Origin of the sequence: Halorientalis sp., from assembly GCF_028275115.1 — an archaeon.
Classification (GTDB): Archaea; Halobacteriota; Halobacteria; order Halobacteriales; family Haloarculaceae; genus Halorientalis.
In genome coordinates this window covers 21190-46338 of sequence record NZ_JAQCNH010000083.1, presented here as the reverse complement: position 1 = coordinate 46338, position 25149 = coordinate 21190, and the positions used below count along the sequence as shown (strand labels likewise).

At 63.7% G+C, this 25149-nt stretch carries 23 protein-coding genes; 7 read left to right on the top strand and 16 right to left on the bottom strand.

The window, feature by feature from the left end; translation table 11 throughout:
* Positions 1-27 precede the first annotated feature (27 nt).
* From Q0964_RS11295 to Q0964_RS11280, 4 genes are all read right to left on the bottom strand, one after another.
* Positions 28-387 carry a hypothetical protein gene (locus Q0964_RS11295; RefSeq protein WP_299267443.1) on the bottom strand — a complete coding sequence of 120 codons (360 nt, stop codon included), beginning with the start codon at positions 385-387 and terminating at the stop codon, positions 28-30.
* Between the two features lie 379 nt (positions 388-766).
* A complete protein-coding gene (gene ppk1 / locus Q0964_RS11290; RefSeq protein ID WP_299267440.1) occupies positions 767-3259 on the bottom strand; it encodes a polyphosphate kinase 1 in 2493 nt (830 codons plus the stop codon).
* Between the two features lie 1069 nt (positions 3260-4328).
* Positions 4329-5711, bottom strand: coding sequence for a sulfatase family protein (locus tag Q0964_RS11285; protein WP_299267438.1), 1383 nt, complete (start codon positions 5709-5711; stop codon positions 4329-4331).
* Positions 5712-6455: 744 nt separating this feature from the next.
* Positions 6456-6674 (bottom strand): hypothetical protein, encoded by a 219-nt coding sequence (locus Q0964_RS11280; protein WP_299267435.1) that lies wholly within the window; start codon positions 6672-6674, stop codon positions 6456-6458.
* A gap of 255 nt (positions 6675-6929) precedes the next feature.
* On the opposite strand from Q0964_RS11280, the gene Q0964_RS11275 reads away from it, so the two are divergent.
* A complete protein-coding gene (locus Q0964_RS11275; RefSeq protein ID WP_299267432.1) occupies positions 6930-7172 on the top strand; it encodes a HalOD1 output domain-containing protein in 243 nt (80 codons plus the stop codon).
* A 99-nt stretch (positions 7173-7271) separates the two neighbouring features.
* A complete protein-coding gene (locus Q0964_RS11270) occupies positions 7272-7472 on the top strand; it encodes a hypothetical protein (protein WP_299267429.1) in 201 nt (66 codons plus the stop codon).
* 3 nt (positions 7473-7475) lie between these two features.
* On the opposite strand, the gene Q0964_RS11265 is transcribed toward Q0964_RS11270, so the two are convergent.
* The 4 genes from Q0964_RS11265 to Q0964_RS11250 form a co-directional block, all read right to left on the bottom strand.
* The gene (locus Q0964_RS11265) at positions 7476-8171 is read right to left on the bottom strand and encodes a TMEM165/GDT1 family protein (protein ID WP_299267426.1); all 696 of its coding nucleotides are present in this window, start codon (positions 8169-8171) and stop codon (positions 7476-7478) included.
* Positions 8168-8872, bottom strand: coding sequence for a metal-dependent transcriptional regulator (locus tag Q0964_RS11260; protein ID WP_299267421.1), 705 nt, complete (start codon positions 8870-8872; stop codon positions 8168-8170). Before Q0964_RS11260 ends, Q0964_RS11265 begins: the two co-directional genes overlap by 4 nt.
* 100 nt (positions 8873-8972) lie before the next feature.
* Positions 8973-9206, bottom strand: a complete 234-nt coding sequence (locus tag Q0964_RS11255; protein ID WP_299267418.1) for a hypothetical protein — start codon at positions 9204-9206, stop codon at positions 8973-8975.
* Positions 9207-9291: 85 nt separating this feature from the next.
* Positions 9292-9558 (bottom strand): hypothetical protein, encoded by a 267-nt coding sequence (locus Q0964_RS11250; protein WP_299267415.1) that lies wholly within the window; start codon positions 9556-9558, stop codon positions 9292-9294.
* Positions 9559-10049: 491 nt separating this feature from the next.
* Between Q0964_RS11250 and Q0964_RS11245 the strand changes: the two genes are divergently transcribed.
* The gene (locus Q0964_RS11245) at positions 10050-11618 is read left to right on the top strand and encodes a methyl-accepting chemotaxis protein (RefSeq protein WP_299267410.1); all 1569 of its coding nucleotides are present in this window, start codon (positions 10050-10052) and stop codon (positions 11616-11618) included.
* The gene (locus Q0964_RS11240) at positions 11615-12349 is read left to right on the top strand and encodes a bacteriorhodopsin (protein ID WP_299267406.1); all 735 of its coding nucleotides are present in this window, start codon (positions 11615-11617) and stop codon (positions 12347-12349) included. Before Q0964_RS11245 ends, Q0964_RS11240 begins: the two co-directional genes overlap by 4 nt.
* 227 nt (positions 12350-12576) lie before the next feature.
* On the opposite strand, the gene Q0964_RS11235 is transcribed toward Q0964_RS11240, so the two are convergent.
* The 6 genes from Q0964_RS11235 to Q0964_RS11210 form a co-directional block, all read right to left on the bottom strand.
* A complete protein-coding gene (locus Q0964_RS11235; protein WP_299267403.1) occupies positions 12577-12750 on the bottom strand; it encodes a hypothetical protein in 174 nt (57 codons plus the stop codon).
* A gap of 232 nt (positions 12751-12982) precedes the next feature.
* Complete coding sequence (locus tag Q0964_RS11230) at positions 12983-14332, bottom strand: ABC transporter ATP-binding protein (protein WP_299267398.1); 1350 nt, start codon at positions 14330-14332, stop codon at positions 12983-12985.
* Entirely contained in the window at positions 14325-15359 is a 1035-nt protein-coding gene (locus Q0964_RS11225; protein ID WP_299267551.1) for an ABC transporter ATP-binding protein, read from the bottom strand. The genes Q0964_RS11230 and Q0964_RS11225 overlap by 8 nt, the downstream gene beginning before the upstream one ends.
* 62 nt (positions 15360-15421) lie before the next feature.
* The gene (locus Q0964_RS11220) at positions 15422-16897 is read right to left on the bottom strand and encodes an ABC transporter permease (RefSeq protein ID WP_299267396.1); all 1476 of its coding nucleotides are present in this window, start codon (positions 16895-16897) and stop codon (positions 15422-15424) included.
* Positions 16897-17961, bottom strand: a complete 1065-nt coding sequence (locus Q0964_RS11215; RefSeq protein WP_299267395.1) for an ABC transporter permease — start codon at positions 17959-17961, stop codon at positions 16897-16899. Before Q0964_RS11215 ends, Q0964_RS11220 begins: the two co-directional genes overlap by 1 nt.
* Positions 17962-18031: 70 nt before the next feature.
* Positions 18032-19936 carry an ABC transporter substrate-binding protein gene (locus tag Q0964_RS11210; RefSeq protein ID WP_299267393.1) on the bottom strand — a complete coding sequence of 635 codons (1905 nt, stop codon included), beginning with the start codon at positions 19934-19936 and terminating at the stop codon, positions 18032-18034.
* 247 nt (positions 19937-20183) lie between these two features.
* Between Q0964_RS11210 and Q0964_RS11205 the strand changes: the two genes are divergently transcribed.
* From Q0964_RS11205 to Q0964_RS11195, 3 genes are all read left to right on the top strand, one after another.
* The gene (locus Q0964_RS11205; RefSeq protein ID WP_299267391.1) at positions 20184-21254 is read left to right on the top strand and encodes an FAD-dependent oxidoreductase; all 1071 of its coding nucleotides are present in this window, start codon (positions 20184-20186) and stop codon (positions 21252-21254) included.
* A gap of 185 nt (positions 21255-21439) precedes the next feature.
* On the top strand, positions 21440-22453 hold the full coding sequence (locus tag Q0964_RS11200) for an ABC transporter ATP-binding protein (RefSeq protein ID WP_299267388.1): 1014 nt from the start codon (positions 21440-21442) through the stop codon (positions 22451-22453).
* Positions 22450-23256 carry an ABC transporter permease gene (locus Q0964_RS11195; RefSeq protein ID WP_299267386.1) on the top strand — a complete coding sequence of 269 codons (807 nt, stop codon included), beginning with the start codon at positions 22450-22452 and terminating at the stop codon, positions 23254-23256. The genes Q0964_RS11200 and Q0964_RS11195 overlap by 4 nt, the downstream gene beginning before the upstream one ends.
* A 34-nt stretch (positions 23257-23290) precedes the next feature.
* On the opposite strand, the gene uvsE is transcribed toward Q0964_RS11195, so the two are convergent.
* Positions 23291-24190, bottom strand: coding sequence for a UV DNA damage repair endonuclease UvsE (gene uvsE, locus Q0964_RS11190; RefSeq protein ID WP_299267385.1), 900 nt, complete (start codon positions 24188-24190; stop codon positions 23291-23293).
* A 121-nt stretch (positions 24191-24311) separates the two neighbouring features.
* Positions 24312-25088, bottom strand: a complete 777-nt coding sequence (locus Q0964_RS11185; RefSeq protein ID WP_299267382.1) for a DUF7345 domain-containing protein — start codon at positions 25086-25088, stop codon at positions 24312-24314.
* Between the last annotated feature and the right edge of the window lie 61 nt (positions 25089-25149).

Sequence of the window (25149 nt, the reverse complement as noted above, 5' to 3'; positions counted from 1 at the left end):
CGGTCGGTCGACCACGCCGGTTGTCGCTCAGATTCCCGGAATGCCAAACGCGTCGAACTCGGTCACGCCGGCTCCGACGAGTAGGGAGAGGACCAGAATGGCCGCAGCCCAGGCGACCAAGGCGATAGCGGCAGCCGAGAGCCAGCCCCCAGAGTACCGGCGTCTGATAACGCCGAGATACGCCAGAAACACGAGGACAGGGCCGAGACCGGGAATCCAGCCGAAGAGGAAGCCGACGACGCTCCAGAGTATCGCGCCGAGCAGCGCCGTCCAGACCGCGTGTGCGTAGTCGTTTTCGCCGGTCACGATTCGCGCACCGACGTGGATTCCAAGCGCCCCAATCAGCAGGCTCACGAGGAAAACCACCAGACTGTCGACGAGTCCCATGTTCGGTCAGTTCCCGCGACGGGTGAAAAAATCAGTGACCGCGGCCGAGAAACTGCCTCGGTACCACGCCGTCCCGGGTCATCGACACAGAGCCCACTCCGTCTGGACTCCTGGTTGGGTACCCACAGGTCGAGGTTTCGGGTATCCGCGAGCGCCCGATGTGTCCGGAGAGAAGTCGAGACGGCGTCTCGGTGGCGTCGCGTCAGCGGCTGGGCCACACGGCATCGAGACGAGTCCCAACGTCACGGCCCCGGCAGACGAGCTTTAGAGCGGGAGTCCACTGACGAGCCTCGGGGCTTGACCCCGAGGCGATTGACCTGACGGCGGCCGGCCAGCCTCTCCGCTCGTGGAAGCGGGGCGGGGCAAAGGGTAGCACCCGTCAGCTATCGTTCTCGTAGTACTCGGCGACGAGGGCAGCGGCTGAATCGGCGGTCTTTCGATACGCACGGCCACCGTCGGGCGTCCTAACGGCGAACGAGTAGGTATCACTGTCGGGAACGTACCACCGGTCGCGGTGGCGGTCCATCGCCTCTGGCAGGTCGTCGTCGGCTCCCGGCCCGGTGTCACGCACGGCTCCTGCCGAGTGACCCGCTGAACCGCTCTCGACCGGCTGGCCGCCGTTCGGGGTGGACTCCGCGTCCGGTCGCTCGGCCTCGGCCACGTCCGCTCGCTCCTCGGTCGGCGCGACCAGCAGTTCGGTTTCGGTCGGTGGCGAGGCGGTCGTTTCCACGCCGAGGTCGTCGTCGGCGTGCAGCTCCTCCAGCGTGTTCTGCATGAGCAACTGCTGTGTGTTCCGTTCGGGTTCGTCCGCGTCCGGACGGCGCTGGACGTAGGTCCCGTCGGACTGCATCTCCCAGCATTTCCGATTGTCAGCGAGCATTATCTCCAGAATATATCGGAGCTGTCGGCGGATTTCGACGTCCTCGATGGGTGTCACGGCCTCAACGCGGTTGTCGAGGTTCCGAGTCATCCAGTCCGCCGAACCAGTGTAGTACTCCGGCTCACCACCGTTCTCGAAGTAGAAGATGCGTGAATGTTCGAGAAACCGACCGACGACGCTGTACACCGAGACCGTCTCGCTCACGTCTTCGAGGCCCGGGCGGAGTCGGCAGATATCCCTGACGATGAGGTCGATGTCGACGCCGGCGATGGATGCGCGGTAGAGTTCTTCGACGATTTTCGGGTCTTCGAGCGCGTTCACCTTGGCCACGATCCGGGCGCGCCGGCCGGCCCTGGCGTGGTCTGCTTCTCGCCGAATCATGCGCGTGAACTCGTCCCGCATCGTCACCGGGGCGATGAGGAGTTCGCTGAACTCTTCGTCGATCGACGGGCCGGTGTAGAAATTGAACAGCTTCGCCAGGTCGCGACCGATGTCTCGGTTCGCCGTCAGCAGTCCCAGGTCGACGTAGCCTTTGGCCGTCTCGGAGTGATAGTTGCCGGTGGCCACGTGTGAGTACAGCTGCATCCCGTCGTCTTCGGCACGGACGACGAGTGCCGTCTTCGTGTGGGTTTTCAGCCCCCGGGTTCCGTACGCGACGTGAATACCCTCCTCTTCGAGTTTCCTGACCCACTCCAGATTGTTCTCCTCGTCGAAGCGAGCTTTGAGTTCGACCATCACGGCGACCTGTTTGCCGTTCTCGGCCGCGTCGATGAGGCTCTGGATCACCTTCGAGTCCGATGCGGTCCGGTAAATTGCGGCTTTGATCGCACGGACGTCCGGATCGGTGGCCGCCCGGTCCAGAAACTCCTGGACCGTTCCGGTGAACGAGTGGTACGGGTGGTGGAGGAGGATGTCTCTCTCTTGGATCGCCTCGAAGATGTCAAGCCCGTCCGAGAGGCTGTCACCCTTCCACTCGTCGCCGGCAAAGCGCGGATGTGGAAGCGGTGTCCACGGTGAGAGTGACAGGTCGGGTCGGTCCAGGTCGGTGAGCGGCATGAACTCGCGAAAGCCGAGCGGTCCGTCGTGCTCGAACACCTCTCGCTCATCGAGGTCGAGCTGTCTCGTCAGGAGGTCGCGCATCTGCTCGGACATCCCCGCCTCCACTTCGAGCCTGACGACCGAGGCGAATCGGCGCTGCTCGATGACGTCTTCGATCATCTCGATGAGGTCTTCGGCGACCTCCTCGTCACGCCGGACTTCGGCGTTCCGTGTCGGGCGAAACAGCGCCGTCTCCTGGACCTCGACATCGGGCAGGAGGAGGTCGAGATTCGATCGAATCAACTCCTCTATGAGTATGTACCGGCTCCCGGCCTCGATTTCGATCAGTCGTGGCTGGTTCGGCGGAATCTTGATACGGGTGAATACGTCCGTCTCCCTATCCTCTCGGGTGACGAACACGCCGAGCGAGAGGCTGAGATTCGAGATGAACGGGAACGGATGTGCCGGGTCGAAGCTCAGCGGCGTCAGAATCGGGAACACCGACTCCTCGAAGTACTCCCGGAGGTCGGTGCGGTCGGCCGCGGAGAGGTCCTCCCAGGACTCGATGTCGATTCCCGCCTCGGCGAGTGCCGGTTTGATCTCGTCACGATAACAGGCCATCTGGTCGTCGAACATCCCCTGCATGGTTTCGAGGACCGCCACCCACTGCTCGTGAGGTGTCCGACCGTCGACGGACTGTTCGGTGACACCGGCCTCTATCTGCTGTTTGAGTCCACCGACACGCTTCATAACGAATTCGTCCATGTTCTTCGTGAACAGTCCGAGGAATCGAACCCGTTCGAGCAACGGCGTCCGCTCGTCGAGGGCCTCGTTCAGGACGCGTTTCTGGAATTCGAGTTGACTCAGTTCACGGTTCAGGTAGTACTTCGGGTCGGTCAGGTCGGCGATCTCGTCGACGGTCGCTGGAGCGGACTCCGAATAACGCTCAGTCATCGTTCTCCGGCCAACCCGCAACGAGTCGAGTTGTGCCGTGGTGTGTCTCTTTGTCTGGTCGTCATCAGATGTGGATTTTGACTGTGGGTGGTTACTGAAACAGGAGGGCAGACGGGTCGGCAACGCCCCCGGGCGGCTGCCCTCAAGCGAATGTCATTATTACACTTTCGGTTCCAGTCTTTTTTGCTTTTTCATTTCCGTGCCTGGCGGTATTCAAACCAGCACACTCAGTACCGTGTGTTCGAGGGGTCGGATGGACGTATCTCGGTGGAGAGAGATGTGAAGTACCTCGGGGTCAAGCCCCGAGGCACTCGGCCTGTTTCTCTGTAGAGGCAGGGTGTCCTCCAGATTACTCCCCAGCCCGTTCCACGGGCTGTCGAGGGGAGTGCGCCGGGAGGCGGCCCCGAGACGGTCCACGGCACTGTCGTCTTCTGGGTCTGTGAACGAGGTCTGAGTCCAGTGTGACGCCATCGAGTCGCTCCCGCTGGGGGCCGCCGAACGCTGTGTGGGCCGGATGTCACGTCGTGGTGCGGGCGTGTTACATCGTAGCGCTTCGGATCGAAATCGTCGGTCATCGATGTCGAGTCCGTGTCGGCCTCGGTGGGTCGTCGGACATCGGTTTCTCTCTTTAACCAACACATGGTGTGAGGGTAGCTCTGTTGGTTAACACCGGGGTATCGATTTTATTTTCGACTGGTCACACCGGCGGTTTGGACGCACGAGCGCAGTTAGCGTGCTATCTATCGTCGAAAAGCGGGCCCGAACGGCCGAATATCGGCCGTTTTGCCGCCCTGAACTGGGCCCATTCGGTACTCCGGCCCTCCAAGTCGAAGCACCAAGTTACAATCCGTTCGAGGTGTACTTATCTCTGCTGATGTGTCCCGGGGATGGACGTTCGAGAACGAGAGCCGAAGTCGAACCGCTCGTCGGGTGACATCGTTTCGACCGTGCCTGCCGTTGTCGCTCGGGACGGCGCGTGCTTCACCGACATGGGGGTCCGGAGTTCGCCTTCCGGTTCGTCTCCGGCGGGGAGAGAGACAGGGCCAGGTGTACGAGCCCCGGTTTCCGTTCACGAGTAGCCCAGATGCTCCAGTCGGTCGGTCACGGATTCGGGTGGGGTCGCGTCGTGTTCGTTTCGCTGTGGTGTGGCAGTACGGATTCGGTCGCGTCGCGACCGGACGGCGTCGTGGAGGCGACCGACCGTCGACGGTGCGGCCTCGTCCGGTGAGCGTGGGTCCTGCTCGTCCGGGTCGGTGTCCCTGTCGTACAGTTCGGCTTCGCCGGTTTCGTCGTGATAGACGTACGTCCAGCGCTCGTCCCGCGCCGACAGCAGGAGCGACCCCTCGGTCGGGGACCGCGGAATCGGCTGGGTCGTCACCGACTCCCCACGGACGGTCACGGACACGACGGGACTCTCCTGGTCGATGTCGCGCCCGTCGAGGGCTCCACGCACGCTCCGTCCCTCGAACGGGGCGGAATCGAGCCCGAACAGTTCCGCGACCGTCGCCGGGACCACCTCTAAGCCGACGGGTGCCTCGACCGTTTCACCGTCTCGGCCAGGCCGGTGGACGACGAGCGGAACCTCGAGGAGTTCCGCGTACAGTTTGGGATAGTGTGCAGTATGTCCATGTTCGAGGAACTCCTCGCCGTGGTCGCCAGCGACGATGAGGCAGGTTTCGTCGGCCAAACCGCGGTCCTGCAACGTCTGTACGATTCTCGCGAGACTCCGGTCGACCTGGCGCGCAGCCCCGTGGTATCGGTCCCTGAGCAGCGAGATGTCCGTCGTGCCGAGCAGGTTCCCCAGGCTGGCGTTCGCCTGCTGGAGGAGTCGTGAAAAAGCAGACGTCTCCGAGTCGCCTGTCAGATACCGCGGAGCGGGGACGTACGGCGTGTGCGTGTCCATCAGGTGTACCCAGACGAACTGCCGTTCCTGTGTCGGACGAAGGACCGCACACAGTTCGTCTTCGATGTCGAGCAGTTTCGAGGTATCGACTGTGTGTCGGTCGTCGGACGAGACAAACGGCCGACGGAGGGCGCTACTGAGCAGTTGGACCCAGCCGTTAGCCGTCGGATGTGTTGCCAGCCACCGGTTCACCCGCCCGGTAGTGTTCAGAAACGAGTCGAATCGGTCGAACCCGCGACTGTATCCCCAGTGCTCGGTCAGGAAGCCGTTCGCGGCGTTCAGGCCGACCGTCTCGACACCGTGTGCCGAGAGGTGCGACGCCAGTGTCGGTGTCCCGAGTTCGTGACCGGTCGAACCGACGAACACTGGATCCGGCCCCAGAATCGAGGGGAACGACAGTGGCGTCCAGTTGCTGTGTGCGTACGCCCGCTCGAAGTCGGTCCCCGTCCTCGCTAACTCCGCAAGTGTCGGCATCGTTTCGAGACAGTCTCGCCGGAGTGAGTCGACCGTGACCAGAATAACCCGATTGCACCAGCGCGTGCCGTCCATACACAGTTGACGGACCGCCGAAACGTAGCGGCTGCTATGTGTTCACAGTAGCAGTAACTACCGATCAGTACTCGCGGTCGGGCGGGGGGTGCCGGAAAACGCGAGGAATCGGCTCCAGTCACGCCGGCGAACAGCGACACCCAGTCGCCGGACAGCTATCCCGACAGTTCGGACAGGGCAGCGTTCGCCCGTCGGTCGCCACACGAGTGCGAACTGCACTCCTACAGTCGTTACAGATGGACGGTCTGTTGACCGAACTACTGTGTTCGAACGTTAGATATACACCAGTGCTCACGTCTACAACGACGCTCGTCGGGTGTGCGTAGAAACTGAAACTGCGGGCAGATGTATCATCGGTAGATTTTTTGATTATATCGAGATGAGCGGACTGTTCCACGACCACGACTCACAGAGTGCACAGGCCCTCGGCCTGGGCGTCGACTCGGTGAGCCAAGCCGCCGGCTACGGCGGCAACATCGCCGATGCCGCGCTTTAGAAGGCCTCGCCGTGTCTGTGAGGCGGGCTGAGCCGTCGGCTCGGTCGGTGGACAGCGGCTCAGCCGTCGTCAGTCCGGCGAGATATAGATGTTGCATATAATAAGTAATATTCGAGGCGTTTATAACCGCGAAGGAAAGGAAGGTGGGCGATGTCCGAATCGGATTCCGGCAGACCGGTGTAACCGTTTGCCACGTCGACGGGACCGGTTGGTCCCGCGTTCGTGGATGCTGGCGACGCCAGTCTGTGTCACGAGTCGGACCGGCCCGTGACGTACTCGTCGAGGTTCAGCACGAGGACGACGCCGATTGCTGTCGCCGCCACCCCAAAAATCGCCCCGGGAACATTCAGCACCCAGGAGAGGTCGTCGAGCGCGAGCGATGTCCCGAAGAGAGCACTAACGGACGACTGCAACATCAGTATCCCCAACACCAGTGGTGGAATCCCCATCGCACGCGGGTTTTTCATGTGAACACTTCACTAGCGAAGTTTGAAAAATTATCGGATTCCGTATAAATACTGTATATACAGCGGTGGGCCGCTACTGATAGCTATAGAGGTCGTCTTCGGAAACGCTCGCGTCGCGTCCACGCAGTTTTCGAGGGGTGACGAGAGCCACTTTTGCCACGGGCCCGTGGCGGCGGGGTTCGTAGAATCCGGAACGTGGCGACTGGACTCGGGTCGGTCGAAGCAGGTAAGAGGGTGGGACGGAGTACACGGTGTATGGCCGACGGGTCGATCTGCTACGCTCTGGTTCGGAAAGTCGCCGCCGAAAGGGGAGTCGATTCGGACTCGCTGGCGCCGCTACACACCGCAATCGACCCCGACGCGCTCGAATCGATGTTCGATAGCTCCAACGGGTCGCGACTCCGGAACGGGCACGTCTCCTTCGAGTACGAGGGGTTCACCGTCAGCGTAGACCACGAGGAAACAGTCTCGCTCACGTCGAGCGCTGACGACGAGTAGTTGCGCCGCGTCGAGCGCAGGGGTCGAGTTCTGTTCGGGCAGTTCCTGTCAGGAAACAATGACAGAAATCAAATAACTAGCGGGAGATACAACAAGCAGATGTTCGATGAGCGTTCGCGGGACGTCTTGGAGGCCCTCCCGGAGTCGGCGATGTACCCCGTTGCACTGCTCACCCTGTTGCTCGGTTCGTCGTTGGCGTTCGCGACGAGCCACGATATCCTCGGTGCGGTCGGCGTGTTGATACTCTGTTTACTCTCGCTCGTGTTCGGCGCGCTGCAGATGCCCGAGCGGATGGAGTAAGTGCTAGAACAGGCCGAGAATAGCCGTACTCAGCACCTGCACGAGTCGCTCCCAGACCGAGAACCCGACAGTAATCGACAACACCGTGTCTAACCCGAAGAAGGTGAACAGACCGGCGCCGAAAAAGTGGGCCTTCCGGAGGTCGAACGTGTGGGAAAACCGGTAGAAGAACACGGCGTTGGCGAGGCTCACTGGGACGATCACCAGCATCTCGCCCGCCCAGATTGCAGGGTGTGCGCCGTACTGGATAGCGAGGCCGATGGTGACCAGTTGTGTCTTGTCGCCGAACTCACCGACGGCCATCATGCTAAAGATCGGAAAGAAGGAACCGAACGTCGTTGGAACTCGCCCGACCAGCGGGAGTTCGTATCCGTCGATTGCCCGAACGCCGGAGCCGTCGGTGTCCATCGGTTGTTCCTCGGCCGCCGGCGCCGACCGCCAGAGCGCGGCCGCAAAGAACAGAAAGAGAATGGCAGTAATGGCGTCCAGATAGACGCCCGGGAGCGCCCCCTGGACCGCCTGCCCGAACCAGATTTCGAGGGCGGTCCAGCCGGCGAATGCCGTCCCGGCAGCGGAGACGACCACGAGAGGATTGTAACGCGTCGAGAGTCCGGAGATGAGAAACTGCACCTTCTCCCCCGGTAGCACGGCCAACTGGGCGGTCATCGCGACCACCATGATTTCGAGAAAGCCGCTCATAGCTCCGTGACGTGCCGGGCGTCGGACTGCTCCTCGGTGTCAACGTCGACGGTCTGTGCCCTGATCGTCCCTGCCACCTCGTCGGGGAGATTCTGCTGGCCGTCGCCGTGAGAGACTGTCAACATTCCGATCGGTGCCTTCTCCTCGATTACGAGCCGGCGACCGGGAACGATGCCCGCTTCGGCGAGGTACTCCAGTTCGTCCTCGTCCCGGTCCCTGACCCGTGCGACGACGACGCAGTCACCGACTGCGAACTCCCCGAGTGGCCGGGTCTCGTCTGCTGTCGGCGGTTCCAGTGTGGCCTCCGGGATCGGGTCGCCGTGGGGGTCGACCGTCGGGTCACCCAGTCGCTCGGCGATTCGTTCCTCGAACTCCTCGCTGATGTGATGTTCCAGCACGTCGGCTTCCTCGTGGACTTCGGTCCACTCGTAGTCGAGGTGGTCGACCAGGAACGCTTCCAGCAGTCGATGATGCCTGATGATCTCGACAGCGACCGTCTCTCCCTCGTCCGTCAGTTCAACACCCTCGTATTTCTCGCGTGCGACGAGCCCCCGCTCCTCCAGTTTCTCCATCATACTGGTGACCGTCGGTGCCGTCACGTCGAGCGACCCCGCGATCAGTGACGTCTCGACCGGTGCCCCGCCCTCACGCTGGAGGTCGTAAATCCCCTTTAGATAGTCCTCCATCACGTCGCTAAGCATTCTCGTGAGAGTTTAGACGAGTCTAATTCATAAAACTGCCCCTTCGAACAAATTCGTTAATGTGGGGGAAACAGTTGGCCTGAAAGCGGTGACGGACGGTTCACCAGTCGCCGGGGCGGCCCGGCGCGACCGACGGGAACTGCGGTTCCCAGGATTCGAGGTCGCTGCCGCACGTCGGGCAACAACCGGTTGGGCGCAGAGACCGGAGAACGGCTTCAGCCCCACTCCCGCCGTCGAACACGCCCGCCTGCATCGCGAACGCACACTCGTCGGGATACGACTCACACCTGATCCCGGTCGTCTGCGCGACGACTGACCCCCAATTTTCGCTCATAGCCGTATCAACGATGTCGTTATACTTACCTTCCGGGGTCGGACAGGAACCGATCCGGCAACGTTCGGCGTGCCGGTGTCGTCGACTACAGGTTCCAGTCCAGGTTCGTGGCAATCTCAGTGTGACCAGCCGAGTGCAGTACCGTCGCCACACCCACGCCAACGAGAACAGAGCCAGCGAGGACGCCCGAGACGAGCACCGTCCACACCGTCGGCCCTGCCGACTGGATCGACGGCGAGTACGTCGCAATAGCCCAGAAGAAGTCCCCGATGAAGACCCCGCCACCGATCAGGAGGATAAGTCCGAGGAGACGACTCGGGGTCGGCGTCGCGGGTTTGTCTTTGATACGCATCGAACAGTACTCCGTATTCCAGCGACATACGTGTTACTACAGCCACGAGTGTCGAGAACGTCTGCGCCCTGCTCCGGTCTGGTGCCAGGACCCGCCGCCGATTCCTCGACGACACCGGGCCAGAGACTGCGACCGGTGACGGTCTCTCGCATTCAGTTGGAGTCGGCTACTCTGAACACGACACTCATACCGGGCAGACACCGAGAGCAATCGGTATCGAGGTATCGGACGGGGCGACGCGGTTGGCGACCGGCTGGCCCGCGATTCCAAAGTTTTGAAGCTGAGGCTGGCCCGCTATCGGGGCGCGGTCGTCTCCCCGCGCTGAACTGGAAGATTGGTCCAGAATCGACCGACGGTCGCGCTCCCTCGACCGGCGGGAAACCCGCCCAGAATGTCGATACTGGCGGCTTCGGCCTCGCCCTATTTTACGAGTTGATAATTGGGCCGAGCCAGTTTATACCGTTGAACAGGTACATTGTATAGCTCAGTTCATGCTGGGAGCAATCCGACGCAGTTACGGCATCAAGCTGTCGGTGGGGTATCTAGTTACAGCTGTGTTCATTGCAACAGTTGGAATCACAACGAACGACGCTGGGTCGACGGTCATCGCTGCTATCGCGGGACTGCTGACTCTGGGCTCGATTAACGCCGCGGAGACCGTGGCGACGCTCCGGGAGAATACCAGACAGATTCAGCAGGTGGCAGCAGGTGAGGTCGAGGACGAACTCACGACCAAGCGGAGCGACGAGTTCGGTGAGTTCGTCGATACCATCGACGACATGCGTGCCTCTCTGCGAACGCAGATCGACCAGGTCCAGACGATGCGGGCCGACGCCGAAGAGGCCAAGTCGGAGGCGCAGGCGGCACAACAGCGTGCCGAGGAGGCGGAAACTGAAGCCCGAGAACAGGCTGTCAAGTACGAGCGTGTGGCGACGTCGTACGCGGAGACGATGGCAGCAGCTGCCGACGGCGACCTCACCAGGCGGTTGGACGTCAGTCACGATCAGCCGGCCCTCGAGACCATCGGCGAGTCGTTCAACGAGATGATGGACGACCTTCAGACCGCACTCGGAACGGTCGTCGACGTCAGTACCGACATCTCGACGGAGACGAGTGAGATGCAACAGGCTGGCCGAGAGATGCTGGACGGCGTCAAACTCGCCGACCAGCGGGCGACGGACATTCAGGAACGAACCGAGCGCCAGCAGTCGGAACTGCAGGCAACGACCGACGACCTCGGCGAAGTCAGTCAATCTGTCAGGGAGATGGCAGTGACACTGGATAGCGTCAGCGAGCAGGCCCAGGAGGTGTCCACTGCGAGCAACTCCGCACAGTCGGCGTCCGAAGCGGCGCTCGAAGAGATGGCCGCCATTACCGAGGAGGTCGATACGACGGTGGACGCCGTCGAAGTGCTGAACGAACAGACGGACAATATCGACGAGATCGTCGAGGTCATCCAGGATATCGCCGAACAAACCAACATCCTCGCGCTGAATGCCTCGATCGAAGCGGCGCGGGCCGGTGAGAGTGGAAACGGGAGCGGAGACGGCTTCGCGGTCGTCGCCGATGAGGTAAAGCAACTGGCCGAGGAGACCCAGGACCAGGCCCAGGAGATCGCCGACATGGTCGAGAGGGTTCGGAAACAGACCGAAACCGTCACCGAGACGATTCAACAGACCAAGGGCCGCGTCCAGGAAGGAAGCGAGACCGTCGGGAGTGCACTGGCAGAGGTCGAGGGTATCGCCGAGTCGATTGCCGAGATTACGGGTTCTATCGACGATATGCAACGGACGGCCGCCGACCAGACGGACACGGTCCAGCAGGCTGTGGACTCTGTCGACGAGGTGGCTACGCTGAGCGCGGAAACCGCCGAGGCCGCGAGTGAGGCAGCCGCCGCCATCGACGAACAACGCAGTCTGGCGGAGCAAATCGCGAACTCTCTCGAACAGTTCGAGACGACGGCGGTCCGCGACCTCCGGTCGCAGGTCGACATGTTCTCTGTCGGCGTCGATACCACCAGGAAACCGCAGGCCCGGGCCGACGGAGGTGAGCGGCGATGATGGCCACGACGCTCACGTACTGGCTGGCAGTCGCATCGTTCGCAATCGGGACTGCCATCGTGATCGCTATCCGTAGCTCACTCCCCGAGTCGTCGGATAGAACCACGCTGACGTACCTGTTGATCATCCCGGCCGGGGCCGGCATCGCGTACGTCGCGATGGCACTCAATATCGGGATGGTTTCGATCAACGGCCTGACACTGAATACACCCCGCTACATCGACTGGCTCGTCACGACGCCGTTTCTGATCGGGTTCGTCGGCTACGCTGCCGGCGCGCCGCGGTCGAAGATCGCGGGTTCGATGCTGGCCGATGTCGGCATGATCATGGCGGGACTCGGTGCCGTTATTACGCAGGGGGCGGTCCGCTGGGGCCTGTTCGCCGTCTCGTCGGCGCTGTTCCTCGGCCTGCTCTGGTACCTGTACCGTGGGTTCCAGGGCTACCTGAGCGGTGACCCGGTTCAGGTCGGCCTCTACACGCTGTTGAAAAACCACATCGCCCTGCTCTGGGTTGCGTACCCGCTCGTCTGGTTCGCCGGTCCGAAAGGGGTCGGCTTCGCCACAGTTGCAGGTGTCAGCATGACCTTCGCGTTCCTGGACGTGCTGGCGAAGATCCCCTACGTGTACTTCTTCTACATGTATCGGGGCTACTTCATCACCGACACGACCGGGAGTGGCTCGAACCAGTCGAACGGTCCAATCGCGGACCCCGCTCCGTCGGATGGCGACTGAGACGCGCTCTCTGTAAAGATACGACCGTCACGAAACCGTGACCCGACGGCCGCCTCCCACCGAGTGGGAGTGCGTGGGCGTCAGTCATCTGGTCCACGTGCCGCCGGTCGCGGTGAGGCGAGTGTACACACGTCCCACCCCGATGGTCCCGACCACGCTGTGGTCCCCGTCGAACGGAACCTACGACGAGTGAGTCAGGTACTCCGCGCGCAGCAGGGTAGTGTCGCTCAGACCTCGCTAGCGGGGTCCCGGTCGTCGCCGCGCCGTGCGATTACGATTCCAGCGATAAAGAGGACGCCTGCGAGTCCGAAGAGACCGATGGTAAGCAGTCTGTCCGACAGGAAGAACCCGCCTCCAGCGAGGACGGCGGCTGTCATGTGAAGGATTGCCGTCTGATTCACAGATGGAACAGGGCTCAGACGAACTAAAGTGGCGCGGCTGCGGTGAACCGACAGAGAACGGGATTTTCCGAGGCGTCGATCCGGAGCGTCCCGTGCCTGGCCGCCTGTCGACCGGGAGAAAGAGGCGAGTGCCGCGTTCACACCGCTCTCCGCCTCGAGCCACACGCCGGAGAGGGGCGTTCCAGCGCCCGTAGCGCCCCGCCGGTCGAAGCGCGTTCTGTTTGCAAACGAGCTACGAATTCGAGTCTCCGTCACCGGTGGACCCCCCGGACTCGCTCCGGGTTTCCTCTTCGAGGTAGCAGGCTGCGCGGTGGTTTGCCTCGATTCGTTCGAGTGGCGGATTCGACTGCTCGCAGACGGTCTCGAACGCGGCGGAGAGCCTGTCTATCGCGTCCGCCGGACCCTCGCCGACGATGGCATCGAGTGCGTCCGACAGGACCGACTCGGCGCGTTCGTCCTCGATTGTCCGCGGAAGGTCGTACTCCGCGCGGATCCACCGTTTGAGGTCGGCGACGGACACGCTGTCGGCTGTCGGTTCCTCGAGACCGCCGTAGTCGTCCTCGTTTTCCAGCACGCCGACACGTGCGATGCCGTCGAGGTCGATGGCGTCTTGTTCGGCCTGCTTACGGAACTCGAGGAGCCGTCGCCACGTCGACTGTGGCAGGTCGAACTCTTCGGGCGGGATTACCTCGGGACAGCGAGTGTGGAACCGGCACCCGTCAGGCGGCGCGGACGGATCCGGAACGTCGCCCCTGAGTTCGGTCCCGGGACCGCCACCGGCCGGGTCCGGTGTCGGAACCGACGCCAGTAGCGTCCGGGTGTAGGGGTGCCGTGGGTCCGAAAACAGTGTCTCGGTCGGTGCAACCTCGACGAACTCGCCCAGATACATCACCGCGACGCGGTCACACACTTCCCGAACTACCCCGAGGTCGTGGCTGATGAGCACGACCGCCAACTCCAGGTCCGACTGAAACTCGCTGAGCAGGCGCAGAATTTCGGACTGTATCGACACGTCGAGTGCGGAGACGGGTTCGTCGGCCACGAGCAGTTTCGGGTTGACGCTGAGCGCGCGAGCGAGGGCGATACGCTGTTTTTGCCCACCCGAAAACTCGTGCGGGTACCGGTCCATGTCCTCGGCCGACAGTCCGACCCGCTCGAACAGGTCGGCCACGATGCGCCGCCGTCGCTTCCGGTCGTCCATCCCCTGCACCACGAGGGGTTCAGCCGCCGACTTGCCGACGCTCATCCGCGGGTCCAGGCTCGAATCGGGGTCTTGAAAGATCATCTGTGCGTCCCGACGGAACCGGCGCAGGGCTTCGGCGTCGTATTCGAGGAGGTCGGCACCGTCGAAGAACACCGCTCCGTCGGTCGGTTCCTCCAGCCTGAGCATCGACGTGGCAGCAGTCGACTTGCCACAGCCCGATTCACCGACGATGCCGAACGTCTCGCCGCGTCGGACCTCGAACCCGACGCCATCGACGGCCCGAACCTGGCCGGCTGCCTCGTTCAGCAGTCCCTCGGTGAGGGGGTAGTGTTTCGTGAGGCCCCGCACCGAAAAAAGGGCGTCAGTTCCGTCATTCATCCTCGTCACCCCGCTGCGACGGCTCGGGAGACGATGGCGCCGTCTGTCCGAGCGGGTTCCCGGCGCCCGTCTCCGGGTCGTAGTGGACACAGGACACGGTCTGCTCGGTGTCGCCGTCCAGTTCGTACAGTGGCGGTTGGTCACCGGTTCGACACTCGGACACGGCGTGGGGACACCGTGGCGCGAATCGGCAGCCGTTCGGCGGTGACTTCGGGTCGGGCAGTCCGCCGGGGATTCCGCCGAGTTCTCCGGACCCCGGCAGGCACTCGAGGAGCGCACGTGTGTACGGGTGTGCTGGCGACTCGAACAGCTCCTCGACGGGGGCCTGCTCCATCACCTTTCCGGCGTACAACACGACTACCCGGTCCGCAATCTCGGCGACGACACCGAGGTCGTGCGTGACGAACAGCAGGCCCATATCGTGCTCGCGCTGGACCCTGTCGAGGAGGGCGAGTATCTGTGCCTGGATCGTCACGTCGAGCGCAGTCGTGGGCTCGTCGGCGATCAGCAGGTCCGGCTCGCAGGCCAGTGCCATCGCGACCATCACGCGCTGTCTCATCCCGCCCGAGAGTTCGTGTGGGTACGCGTCGAGCTTCGAGCTGGGCTGTGGGACCCCGACCTGTGACAGGTGGTCGACGGCTTGTTCTCGTGCTTCCGCTTCGGTCACGTCGTGGTGGAGGGTAATCGCCTCCTCGAGTTGCCACCCGACGGAGTACACCGGATTGAGCGCACCCTGCGGGTTCTGGAACACGTGCCCGACCTGATTCCCGCGGAGTGCTCGAAGTTCGTCGTCGCCCAGGTCGGTTACCTCGCGGCCGTTAACCCGTACCGAACCGTCGGGGACGTATCCGGGTGGACTCTGGAACAGCCGCGTGACACTCTCGGCTGTGACCGTCTTCCCCGAGCCACTCTCGCCGACGAGCGCGACCGTCTCGCCGCGGTCGACGGAGAAGCTGACGCCGTCGACCGCCGCGACCGTTCCCTCGTCAGTGTCGAAGTGGACGTGGAGGTCGCTGACCTCGAGCAGTGGCCCGGGGTCGGTCGCGTCCGAGCCGGGTGAACGCGATTCCCGGTCGCCCGGACCCGCCGTCACGACTCCTCACCTCCGTGTCGCGGGTCGAGAGCGTCCCTGAGCGCGTCACCGACGAAGTTGAACGCGAGCACCGTACAGAACAGGAACAGTCCGGGAATCGTCGAAATCCACCACGCGTTTCGGAGTTGCCCCTGTCCGTCGGAGATGATCCGCCCCCAAGACGGGATAGTCGGGTCGGCCAGTCCGATGAACGAGAACGTGGCCTCCGCGATGATGATGACGGGAATCGAGAGTGTCGCGGCCGTGATAACGCTGTTCGAGACGTTCGGGAGCAGGTGGTTCCGGATCGTCCAGAACGGCGATGCTCCGGCCGACTTCGAGGCCTGCATATAGAGCTGTTCTCGTCGTTGAAGGGCTTCGCCACGGATTAGTCGTGCGGAGTTGCCCCACCCGAAGAACCCAAAGATGACGACGAGGAGAAAGAGACTTCCCCCGAGGCTGTACGCGAGCAACAGGAAGAGAAAGAGCGTCGGGAACGTCTGTTGGATGTCGACGTACCGCATCAGGACCTCGTCGACGTAGCCGCCGTAGTACGCCGCGGTGAGGCCGACGGCCGTCGCGATGGCGAGACTAATCAGGGTCGCGATCAGTCCCACCTGCATCGACACCTCCATCCCGTGAATGACGGCTCTGAGAACGTCTTCACCGGCCCCGGTCGTCCCGAATGGGTGTGCGAGACTGCCCTGACAGAGCTCCGTCCCCCCCTCCATTCGCGTCCCGCCCGGACAGTCGACGCCCGTGACGTAGGACGGGACGGAGACGAAGGCGGGTGGTTGGCTCTCCAGCCCGGGTGTCGGGGACGGCTCTGGCACGACTCGGGCCCCGACGATGCCGACGACGAACACGACGACGAGGTAGATGGCGCTGACGACCGCTGCCGTATTCCTGCGGAACTGCCGCCAGTAGTACCGGGCTATCCGCCGGTTGCTGGAGAGCGGGACGACCCCGTATCGCACGAGGACGGCGACGGTCAGAAGCCACAGCCAGTCGACCGGTGTGACAACGCCGAGGAGAGGAAACGCCGCCAGGCCCGACTCGTCGCCCAACTGGGTGACTGCCGTCGCGGACACGCCGGCGAGCCAGACGCCGGTGAACCCGAGCCAGAGCGTCGCGATTCGTGACCGCCTGAGCGGACGGAGGCCGTAGTACGCAGTACCCAGGGCGAGGGCAGAGCCCACCCAGGCGACCGGACCGACAGTGCCGACGACCGGGAGCGGCGCCAGGGAACCGCCGCCCCCGCCCCCGCCGGAAGCGAGACTGGCGAGGAACTGCAGCGAGACCTGCACCGCACAGACGAGCCACGGTGCCGTCACGAGTATCCACACCGCCTCGGCTCGGCGGCTAGGTCCCGCTCTGTCGATGTCGTCCCACTCGACAGTCTCGAAGGTGCCACCGGCCCCGCCATCCGTGGCGGTCCGGTCGGTGTCGTCGCCCGCCGGTGTAGCGCCGCGTTTGTAGTCGTCACCAGTCACTAGCGATCACCGTAGTCGATGCGTGGGTCCAGAACCACGTATATCAGGTCTTCGAGCAGGTTCCCCAGGACGATCAGGAACGTGGGCAAAAGGACCGTTATCATGACGAGATTGGTGTCCTGTGTGAGCACGGCTCGGAACGACGCGAGTCCGATACCGGGAATCCCGAAGACGAGTTCGGTTACGTAGGCACCGAACAGAACCAGGCCGAGGATGCGACCGACGATGATGGTCGTCAGCGGGACCGCTGCCGGGCGCAGCACGTGTTTGCCAACGATACGCCAGTTGCCGACGCCTTTTGCTTTCGCCGTCTTGACGAAGTCGGCGTCGACGTACTCGAGGGCCTCTGCGCGCGCGAATCGCATCACCGAGGCGATCGAGGCCGTCATCACCACGACCGTCGGGAGAATCAGCTGCTTGAGATTGCCTGGGCTGAGGATCCCGACGCGCCTCGGGCCGTCGACCTCCTCGCCGATGAACGCCGGATGGGACGCCGTCGCGGTGTCGAGCCAGACAAGATTGCCGGCGGCGTTCTCTGCCAACTGTGGGTTGAATCCGATTTCGACCCAGCCGAGCACGGAGCCGAAGACGACGAGCAGGACGATTCCGAACCAGAAGTTCGGGATACTGATGCCGAAGAACGCACCGAACGTCGCGACGTAATCGCGTTTGGTGTACTGGTTGACCGCCGAGTACAGCCCGATAGCGATGCCCAGCACGGTCGAGACGAGTATCGCCGGGAGTCCGTACATCAACGAGTACGGTGCCTTCCGGAGGACGACCTCCCGGACTGGCCGGTTGTACTCGTAGGACCAGCCCCACTCGAGCTGGAGGACACTCTGGAGAAAGTCGAAATACCGAACGTGTGTCGGCCGGTCGAGTCCCAGCCGTTCGCGTTCGGCCTGGACGGCCGTCTCGACGTCGACACCCTGTTGGGCCGCCTGGAACTGTGCTTCGAGGACGCGCTGATTCGGCACGAGGTCCATCAACACGAACGTCACGGTCAGGATGACCAGCGTCGCGACGCCAGTCCAGAGCAGTCGCCGGAGCAGGTACCACTTCATGACTGCCAGTTCGGCCCCGATAGATGTCGAGAACGTGGCCGTTCCGCCCGATTTGTCTGGTTGGACACGTTTACACCGACTCCACCGAGAACGGCTCGCTCTCGCGGAGCAGGTCCCGGGCCTGCCTGACGTCCTCCTCTGTCACGCCGATACCGTACTCGGTCACTGCGTCCTCGTTGTAGTACTCGGACCACGTCGGCTGGAACGTCGAGGTCGGCGTCGTGAGCCCGCGCTGAATCTCGTTCGAGATCGTCTCCTTGTCGACGACGAGCGCGCTCGCCTGTCGACCGGCCCGTGTCCGGGTCAGCGTGTCTCCGTTCGAGCGCTGGTTGAAGAACATGACCGAGATGAACGGGAACTGTTTACCCTCGACACGGACGTCGTCGACGGACTGCCGGAACTCCTCGACGGCGTCACTCGGGGGGATGTACAGGCTCCCGTCCCCGTTTCGGAACCGCTCGGTTGCGACGGACTGGTCGCTCTCGTTGTCGAACTGGTACCGCTCGAAAAACGGCGCGTCCGCCCAGCCGTCGTCGACCGTCCGGACGTTGCTGTCCGTCACGTGGTCGCGCATGTAGTAGTCGTCGTTCCGTGACGCGGTGAAGGACCCGGCTACGCCGCTAGTCCGGCTCTCGAAGCTGTACGGGCCGAGATTACCGGTCCAGGTGAGTTGGGTAATCTCCTCTGCCTGCCGGGCCGCCTGCGCGTCCGGCGCGTACGCCTCGTAAAACGCCTTCGGGAGGCAGTAGGCGCCCCAGAGAACGGGCCGGAACAGAAACACGGGGTCCGGTTCGGGCAGTTCGACCTGGAACTCCAGTTCGCCGGTCTGTTCGACCCGCTCGATCTGCTCGTAGTCGCCGATCTGTGCGCTCGGTGGCGTCTGTTCGTTCCACCGGTCGGAGGCGTCGTCCGCGACACCGTGGACGAACCGCGTCTGGTACACCCAGTCCTCGGCCGTCATCTGTCCGTAGTCGTTGCCCTCGGCGTCGGTTCCGAACTGGAGGTTGTCACGGAGGGTGAAGACGAACACCTGACTGTCGCCGGCGTCCTCGGCGTCCATCAGGAGCGGGTAAATCTCGTTGTCCGGCGTGACGTCGTACGTCGGGTCGGAAACTAAACCGAACCGTCGGGTGGAATTCCCGTCGTCGATCTCCGGCACGAAGAGGTTCGTCAGCGGGGTCGTCGAAATCCAGACGAAGTCCTGGCCGACGGACTGCTGGTCGCGGTACCTGTTGAGCGTCCCTTTAGTGTATCCGAAGTCGGTAAACTCCTCGCTGGTGTTAATATTCTCGCGGAACGCAAAGTACTCCTTGCTCTGGCTGAGGAAGTTGCCCGGCAGGTCCTCGGAGAGATTCCCGAACACCTCGTTGAGTGCCGCCTGTTGCTCGTCCGGGTCGGTCGTCGACCCGAACTCCGCGTACAGCGATTCGTGGTCGGTACTCGGGACGTACCCGTAGGCGTTCGCCTGTCCGTCCCGGGTCCAGAACGAGTCGGTGTTGTCCGGCGTCCGGGGATAGGAGTTCGCGACGATGCCGATGAGCATGTCCCAGTCGCCGGTGGTTCGAGTGCGGTCCGGCGGCCCGGCGTTGCGGCCAACCGGTCCGTACTCGAACGCCGCCGGGTTCTCGTCGGGGAGTGGCTCGGAAGCGAAGTCCTCCGCGAGCAACTGGTTGCGTGGCCGTGACTCCAGTTGCAGATCGACACCGATGTTCGCGAGGTTGTTCTTGACCTGTTGTGCGATGCTCTGTGACTGCGGGTCGTCGGCCTGGTAGTAGAGCGTCGGAGTGACGCGCTCCCCCGACGGGCCGTACAACTCGACGGGTTCCACGTCGAGGCCGTCCGACCCGTCGCCGCCGAAGAGCGCCGGACACCCCGCCAGACTGGCTGTCCCGGCGACGCCTAACCCTTGCAACAGTTTCCGTCTCGAACTGGCCCCTGTCTCTCGTTTCACCACTTCGTCCCCTCGGGGTGGCATATATACAGAAAAGCGGGTGTGATCTATTCAATCTTGCTGCGCTTCGCCCGAGGCGGCGGTGACTGTCGGACTCGGAACGGCCCTGTGTCAAACTGCACAGTCCGAAGGACGTGACAGGCGGCGAACAAGAGGGGCCGAGACGGCCGGCGGTGTGGCACTCGTTCAGATGAACTGAGTGTTGCGCGCAGTCCCCGACGGTATTCGCGTCCTTGCTGGCATTGAATTAGCTACGGTTCTGATACCGTGTATGGACTGCACGATTGTCGGTGGCGGTGTTCAAGCGCTCTCGACGGGCATCCTGCTCGAGCATCTGGGTCACGACACGCGAATGCTCGCGACGGATTTCGCGTATCTCGACGGTGACGACGTTTCGACCGTCGCAACCGACTACGCCGCCGCGTCGGTGTACCCCGTCGCGATCGAATCCAGTTTCTCCGAGGACGAACTCATCCGTCGGGCCCGGGATTCGTTCGAGCCGTTCTACCGTACCGACGACGTGGCGGTACGAAAGCACACACACTACTATCTCTACGAGGACGCGGACATCGCGACGCTCCCCGGCCGGATGGACGTGCGTCGCGCGAGTGACCACTCGGGCGAACTGCCGACCCGTGATGGGAAGTCGATTCAGGACGGGTACGTCTGCTCGGAGTACTTCGTGGAGATGCCCGAGTACGTTCCGCAGTTGTATCGAACATACGAGGCGCTCGGCGGAGAGGCCGAACGCCGAACCGTCACGGCGTCGGAGGTCGACAGCCTCTCGGGCGGGGTCCTGTTCAACTGTAGCGGCTACGGCAGTCGAGAGCTGTTCGGAGACGACTCGATGCGAGCGATGAAAGGGCATATCCTCCAAGTGCCGTACGACGGGGACGACCCCCTCCCGTTCTCCTACACCTACACGCCCGACGAGTACAGCCACTACGCGTACATGTACCCCCGGCGGGAGACGATCCTGTTCGGCGGGTCGTATCTAGAGGGCGACATCGTCGACGGCGAGTGGCAGGGCGAACGCCCGACAGAGCCGATGTCGGTCGACGGCGTGACCATCCCAGAACGGCTGTACACGGTCACTGCAGACATCATGAGCGATTACGTCGATATCACGCCCGAGCGCATCGACGCGAAGTACGGGTATCGGCCGTACCGCGAGGACGGGATGCGGGTCGAGCGGACCGGCGACATCGTGCACAACTACGGCCACGGCGGCGCAGGCGTCTCGATGTCGTGGTGGTCGGCCGTTCAGGCCGTCGAGTCCGTCGGAGAGGTCCCGGACGGCACGCTGCCGGAAGTCGCGTCACAGGTTGCCACACACGGGTGAGCGGGCTGTCCTCGACGCTGGGGACCGACCACGCGGGCAGGCTGGCCGGGGCCGCCGGTGTCTCAACCGGCACCGACACCACGAGCGGATTCGAGCCCGGTCTTCCCGGTTCGCCGACGGGCCGACGGCGGGACATCGGGTCCGCCACCAACGGCGATTTGAGGGTGCCGCCCCTGTAGTTGTGTATGACGAACACGCCGGCAATCGAGGCCGAGGGCCTCGTCAAACGGTACGACGGTGTGCGGGCGCTAGATGGACTGACCCTGTCGGTCGACCGCGGCGAGTTCTTCGGACTGCTCGGCCCCAACGGTGCCGGGAAAACCACGTTTATCGAGACACTCGTGGGACTGGTCGAACCCACCGCCGGGCAGGCAGCCGTGTTCGGGAACGACGTCGAAACCGAGCAACAGGCTGTTCGCAACCACGTCAGCGTCGCGCCACAGGAGTTCAACGTGGACCGGTTCTTTCCCATTCAGGAGGTGCTCGAACACGCGGCGCGGATTCACGGTGTCCGTGCCAGCGACGCACGAGAGCGCGCGGCCGAAGCGCTCGAGTCGGTCGGCCTCGCCGCGAAAGGCGACCGGAAGTTCCGTGCACTCAGCGGGGGCATGAAGCGCCGGTTCCTGCTGGCACGGGCGCTGGTGTCGGACCCCGATCTGCTGATACTCGACGAACCCACCGCGGGTGTCGACGTCGAAATCAGACGGGACATCTGGAACGTGGTCCAGCGACTCAACGACGACGGCATGACGGTTCTACTGACGACACACTACATCGAGGAGGCAGAACGCCTGTGTGACCGCGTCTGTGTCGTGGACGGGGGCCAGACGGTGGTGGTCGACACGCCCGGACAACTCAGGCGTCGCGGGACCGACACGATTCGGGCCGAAATCGACGGAGAGAGAGTCCATGCGAACCGGCTGCGCGCCGTGGACGGTGTCGACGACGTCGCGGTGACGTCCGACGGCGTCACTGTCAGGGCGGAGCGAGCGGAGTCGGTCTTGGCAGCGGTCGTTACCGCGGTGTCCCGGCAGGGGCGGACCGTCGAGACACTCGAGGTCGACCGTGCCTCTCTGGAGGACGCGTTCGTCGACTTGACCGGCCCCGGGGCCGACGGCAGCGGCGGGCCCGAGTCGGACGAGACGACCACCAGCCAGCCGTCCGAGCGGAGTCGACAGTCCAGCACCACGGAACAATGACCGACGACAGCACTCTCTCCGTCCCCGACAGTGTCGTTCCGACCTGGGTCGTCCGGACGCTGGGTCTCGCGAGACGCGAGGTACTCCGGGTCACCCGGCGCGCAAAAAACACCGTCCTGCCCCCCATCGTGACGAACGGGCTCTACATCACCGTCTTCGGGGTTATCCTCGGGGCCCGCATCGGCGAAACGCAGGGTGTCCCGTACCTCCAGTTCGTGCTTCCGGGGCTTATCGCACTGGGGGCTATCAGCCAGTCCTTCCAGAACGCCGCCTTCTCGTTGTTCCACAGCCGGTGGGAAGGGTACGTCGAGGTCATGATCGCGGCCCCGATCTCCAGCGCCGAGGGAATCGTCTCCTATCTGCTCGGCAGTGCCGTCCGCGGGTTGCTGGTCGGTGGCGCCGTGTTCGCACTCGGCTACCTGTTCACCGGAACGCCAGTCCGTCACCCCGCTCTGCTCATCGCGTTCGTCGTCGTCGTTGTCCTGTTGTTCGGCGGCCTCGGGCTTGTGGGGGGCATGTGGGCGGACGACTTCGACCAGCTCACCGTCTTCAATCAGTTCCTCATCCGACCGCTCGTGTTTTTTGGCGGGGTGTTCTATCCTCTGGCCGACCTGCCTGGCATCGCCCGGACGGTCAGCTATCTCAACCCCATCGTCTACATCGTCAACGGCATCCGGTTCAGTTTGACCGGTATCTCGAGTGTCCCACCGCTGACCTCGCTGGCCGTACTGGTCGGCGCGACAGTCCTCGTCGTCGGCCTCGACGTCTGGCTGTTCGAGCGAGGGTTCGGCCTCACGGAGTGAGTCCGTCTGGACTGCCGTTCCGCCGGTCGGTGGGTCACCGCGCAGTCCGCAGACGCAGTATCGACTGCTCTTTGCCGTTGGATTCAATCATCACGTCCGACTCACGGGCAAGCCACTCCGGGACCGACGCGACGTGTTCCGCGTGGTCCTGTGGACGTGCGTCCGTCGCGCCGTGTAGCCGCGCGGGCTCGGAGTAGTGCGTGATTGGCCGCACGTCGCCCCAGGTGTCGCGTGCCATCTCGAAGCCCTCGCGGTAACTGAGCCCCCGGTCGGTGAAGCTGTGGTGGTGGTAATCGAACGTGATCGGGACCCCCGTCCGGGCTGCCACGTCGGTGACGAGTTCGCTGACGCTCCACAGTGACTCGGTGTCGTCGTTCTCGACGGTCAGCCGGTCCCGGGCACGCGGCGGGAGGTCGTCGATGACGTCGCAAAACCGGTCGGCCGTCGCCGCCTTGTCGCCGTAGTGCGCCCCGATGTGGACGTTGATCGCGTACCGTGGCGAGCGGGGAAGGTCAAGCAGGTCCAACCACCGCCCGTGGTGCCTGACCGACTCGACGGAGCGGGCGACGGTGTCAGCGGACTCGCTCGCGAGCTTACACCAGTGGCTCGGGTGGAAGGTGAGACGCATCCCGTTGTCTCGAACGAGGTCGCCACACTCGCGTGCGAGCGAGCGAATCCGCTCGAAATTCGGGAGGTCGGTGATGTCGAACTGCGAGTTCCAGGGGACGAGGGTGGAGCTACACCGGTAGAACCGGATACCGTGGTCGAGGTTCCACTGGAGAATCGCTCGCAGGTCTGTGAAGTTCTGCACCGTCAGTTCACCCGCGTACGCGAGCCCCCTGTCTTTCCAGGTCTGCTTGTGCATGTCGCGGTTGCACCGACGAGGTGGGTCCGCGTCACGGAGCGTGTGGTTCATCGCCGCGTACCCGAGCATACCTGTCGTTCGTGCCCGGACAGATAGATGTGTCCACCGCCGGCGGGAGTCGGGTCCGGAGTCGCCGCGGGCCGACGCCGATTGATTGGTCCGGCCGAGTCGAGGCCTTTCTACCGGGGGACTATCCCGTCCGGCGGCGGACCAGGACGAGCGCAGTCCCGGTCAGCACTGCGACGGTCACGGCGCCGATACCGAATCCCGGACCTGTGGCGCCGCTCCTCCCGGCACCCGCGTCAGTCGCGGCCCCGTCCGTCGCAGGTGCGAACGCCGCCTCGAACCCGTCGAACTGCGTACTCGCACTCCACGTCGCGCTGTGTTGCTGTTGGGTGGTCGGCGTCGGCGTGGTCGTGCGTAACTCGTAGCCGTCGGGGCTAACGACCCTGAACGGCCGGTCGATGTCGAAGCCGCTGGCGAAGGGGCCCCGGAGCACGAGTTGGTCGCCCTCTCGAGCAGCGAGCGCCTCCCACGTTACCGACAGACCGACCACGCCGGTGTCGTCGTCGGTCCTGAACGTCATCGCAGGGTCCCGAATCGTCACGTCGCGGTCGGAGGCGTTGTCCGCCCGCGTCGCGGTTGCCCGCATCCGGGCGGCGAACTGGTTCGTTCGCTGTTCTCTGGCGGTCTCGTTCGAGCGGAGCGCCTCGAATGCGGCGCGTTCGCCGTCGGTCGTCAGGTCGAAGGTGGTGAGCAGTGTCACGCGAGCGGCACCGTCGGTCTCGAGGTCGACGACGAGCGCCGACTCCGCGGGCGGCGACTGTTCCGAGTCGGTGGACTGTGCCGCCCCCACAGTGACGGCCATCGACCCCGTCAGGAGGAGGCCGAGAGCGAGGAGTGCGTAACCGAGACGGACGCCGTTTGCTCTCGTGAAATGTGTGGTCGTGTCTGTACGGTCAGTCATGAGCGTGTCTCATACATGGGTTGGAAACGGTCGTCACGGGCGAGGTTTGTTCTACGCGCAG

Excerpts from the sequence above, each read along its gene's own strand:
- Q0964_RS11295 (WP_299267443.1), bottom strand. The coding sequence starts at position 387 with ATGGGACTCGTCGACAGTCTGGTGGTTTTCCTCGTGAGCCTGCTGATT.
- ppk1 (WP_299267440.1), bottom strand. The coding sequence starts at position 3,259 with ATGACTGAGCGTTATTCGGAGTCCGCTCCAGCGACCGTCGACGAGATC.
- Q0964_RS11285 (WP_299267438.1), bottom strand. The coding sequence starts at position 5,711 with ATGGACGGCACGCGCTGGTGCAATCGGGTTATTCTGGTCACGGTCGAC.
- Q0964_RS11280 (WP_299267435.1), bottom strand. The coding sequence starts at position 6,674 with ATGAAAAACCCGCGTGCGATGGGGATTCCACCACTGGTGTTGGGGATA.
- Q0964_RS11275 (WP_299267432.1), top strand. The coding sequence starts at position 6,930 with ATGGCCGACGGGTCGATCTGCTACGCTCTGGTTCGGAAAGTCGCCGCC.
- Q0964_RS11270 (WP_299267429.1), top strand. The coding sequence starts at position 7,272 with ATGTTCGATGAGCGTTCGCGGGACGTCTTGGAGGCCCTCCCGGAGTCG.
- Q0964_RS11265 (WP_299267426.1), bottom strand. The coding sequence starts at position 8,171 with ATGAGCGGCTTTCTCGAAATCATGGTGGTCGCGATGACCGCCCAGTTG.
- Q0964_RS11260 (WP_299267421.1), bottom strand. The coding sequence starts at position 8,872 with ATGCTTAGCGACGTGATGGAGGACTATCTAAAGGGGATTTACGACCTC.
- Q0964_RS11255 (WP_299267418.1), bottom strand. The coding sequence starts at position 9,206 with ATGAGCGAAAATTGGGGGTCAGTCGTCGCGCAGACGACCGGGATCAGG.
- Q0964_RS11250 (WP_299267415.1), bottom strand. The coding sequence starts at position 9,558 with ATGCGTATCAAAGACAAACCCGCGACGCCGACCCCGAGTCGTCTCCTC.
- Q0964_RS11245 (WP_299267410.1), top strand. The coding sequence starts at position 10,050 with ATGCTGGGAGCAATCCGACGCAGTTACGGCATCAAGCTGTCGGTGGGG.
- Q0964_RS11240 (WP_299267406.1), top strand. The coding sequence starts at position 11,615 with ATGATGGCCACGACGCTCACGTACTGGCTGGCAGTCGCATCGTTCGCA.
- Q0964_RS11230 (WP_299267398.1), bottom strand. The coding sequence starts at position 14,332 with ATGAATGACGGAACTGACGCCCTTTTTTCGGTGCGGGGCCTCACGAAA.
- Q0964_RS11215 (WP_299267395.1), bottom strand. The coding sequence starts at position 17,961 with ATGAAGTGGTACCTGCTCCGGCGACTGCTCTGGACTGGCGTCGCGACG.
- Q0964_RS11210 (WP_299267393.1), bottom strand. The coding sequence starts at position 19,936 with ATGCCACCCCGAGGGGACGAAGTGGTGAAACGAGAGACAGGGGCCAGT.
- Q0964_RS11205 (WP_299267391.1), top strand. The coding sequence starts at position 20,184 with ATGGACTGCACGATTGTCGGTGGCGGTGTTCAAGCGCTCTCGACGGGC.
- Q0964_RS11200 (WP_299267388.1), top strand. The coding sequence starts at position 21,440 with ATGACGAACACGCCGGCAATCGAGGCCGAGGGCCTCGTCAAACGGTAC.
- Q0964_RS11195 (WP_299267386.1), top strand. The coding sequence starts at position 22,450 with ATGACCGACGACAGCACTCTCTCCGTCCCCGACAGTGTCGTTCCGACC.
- uvsE (WP_299267385.1), bottom strand. The coding sequence starts at position 24,190 with ATGCTCGGGTACGCGGCGATGAACCACACGCTCCGTGACGCGGACCCA.
- Q0964_RS11185 (WP_299267382.1), bottom strand. The coding sequence starts at position 25,088 with ATGACTGACCGTACAGACACGACCACACATTTCACGAGAGCAAACGGC.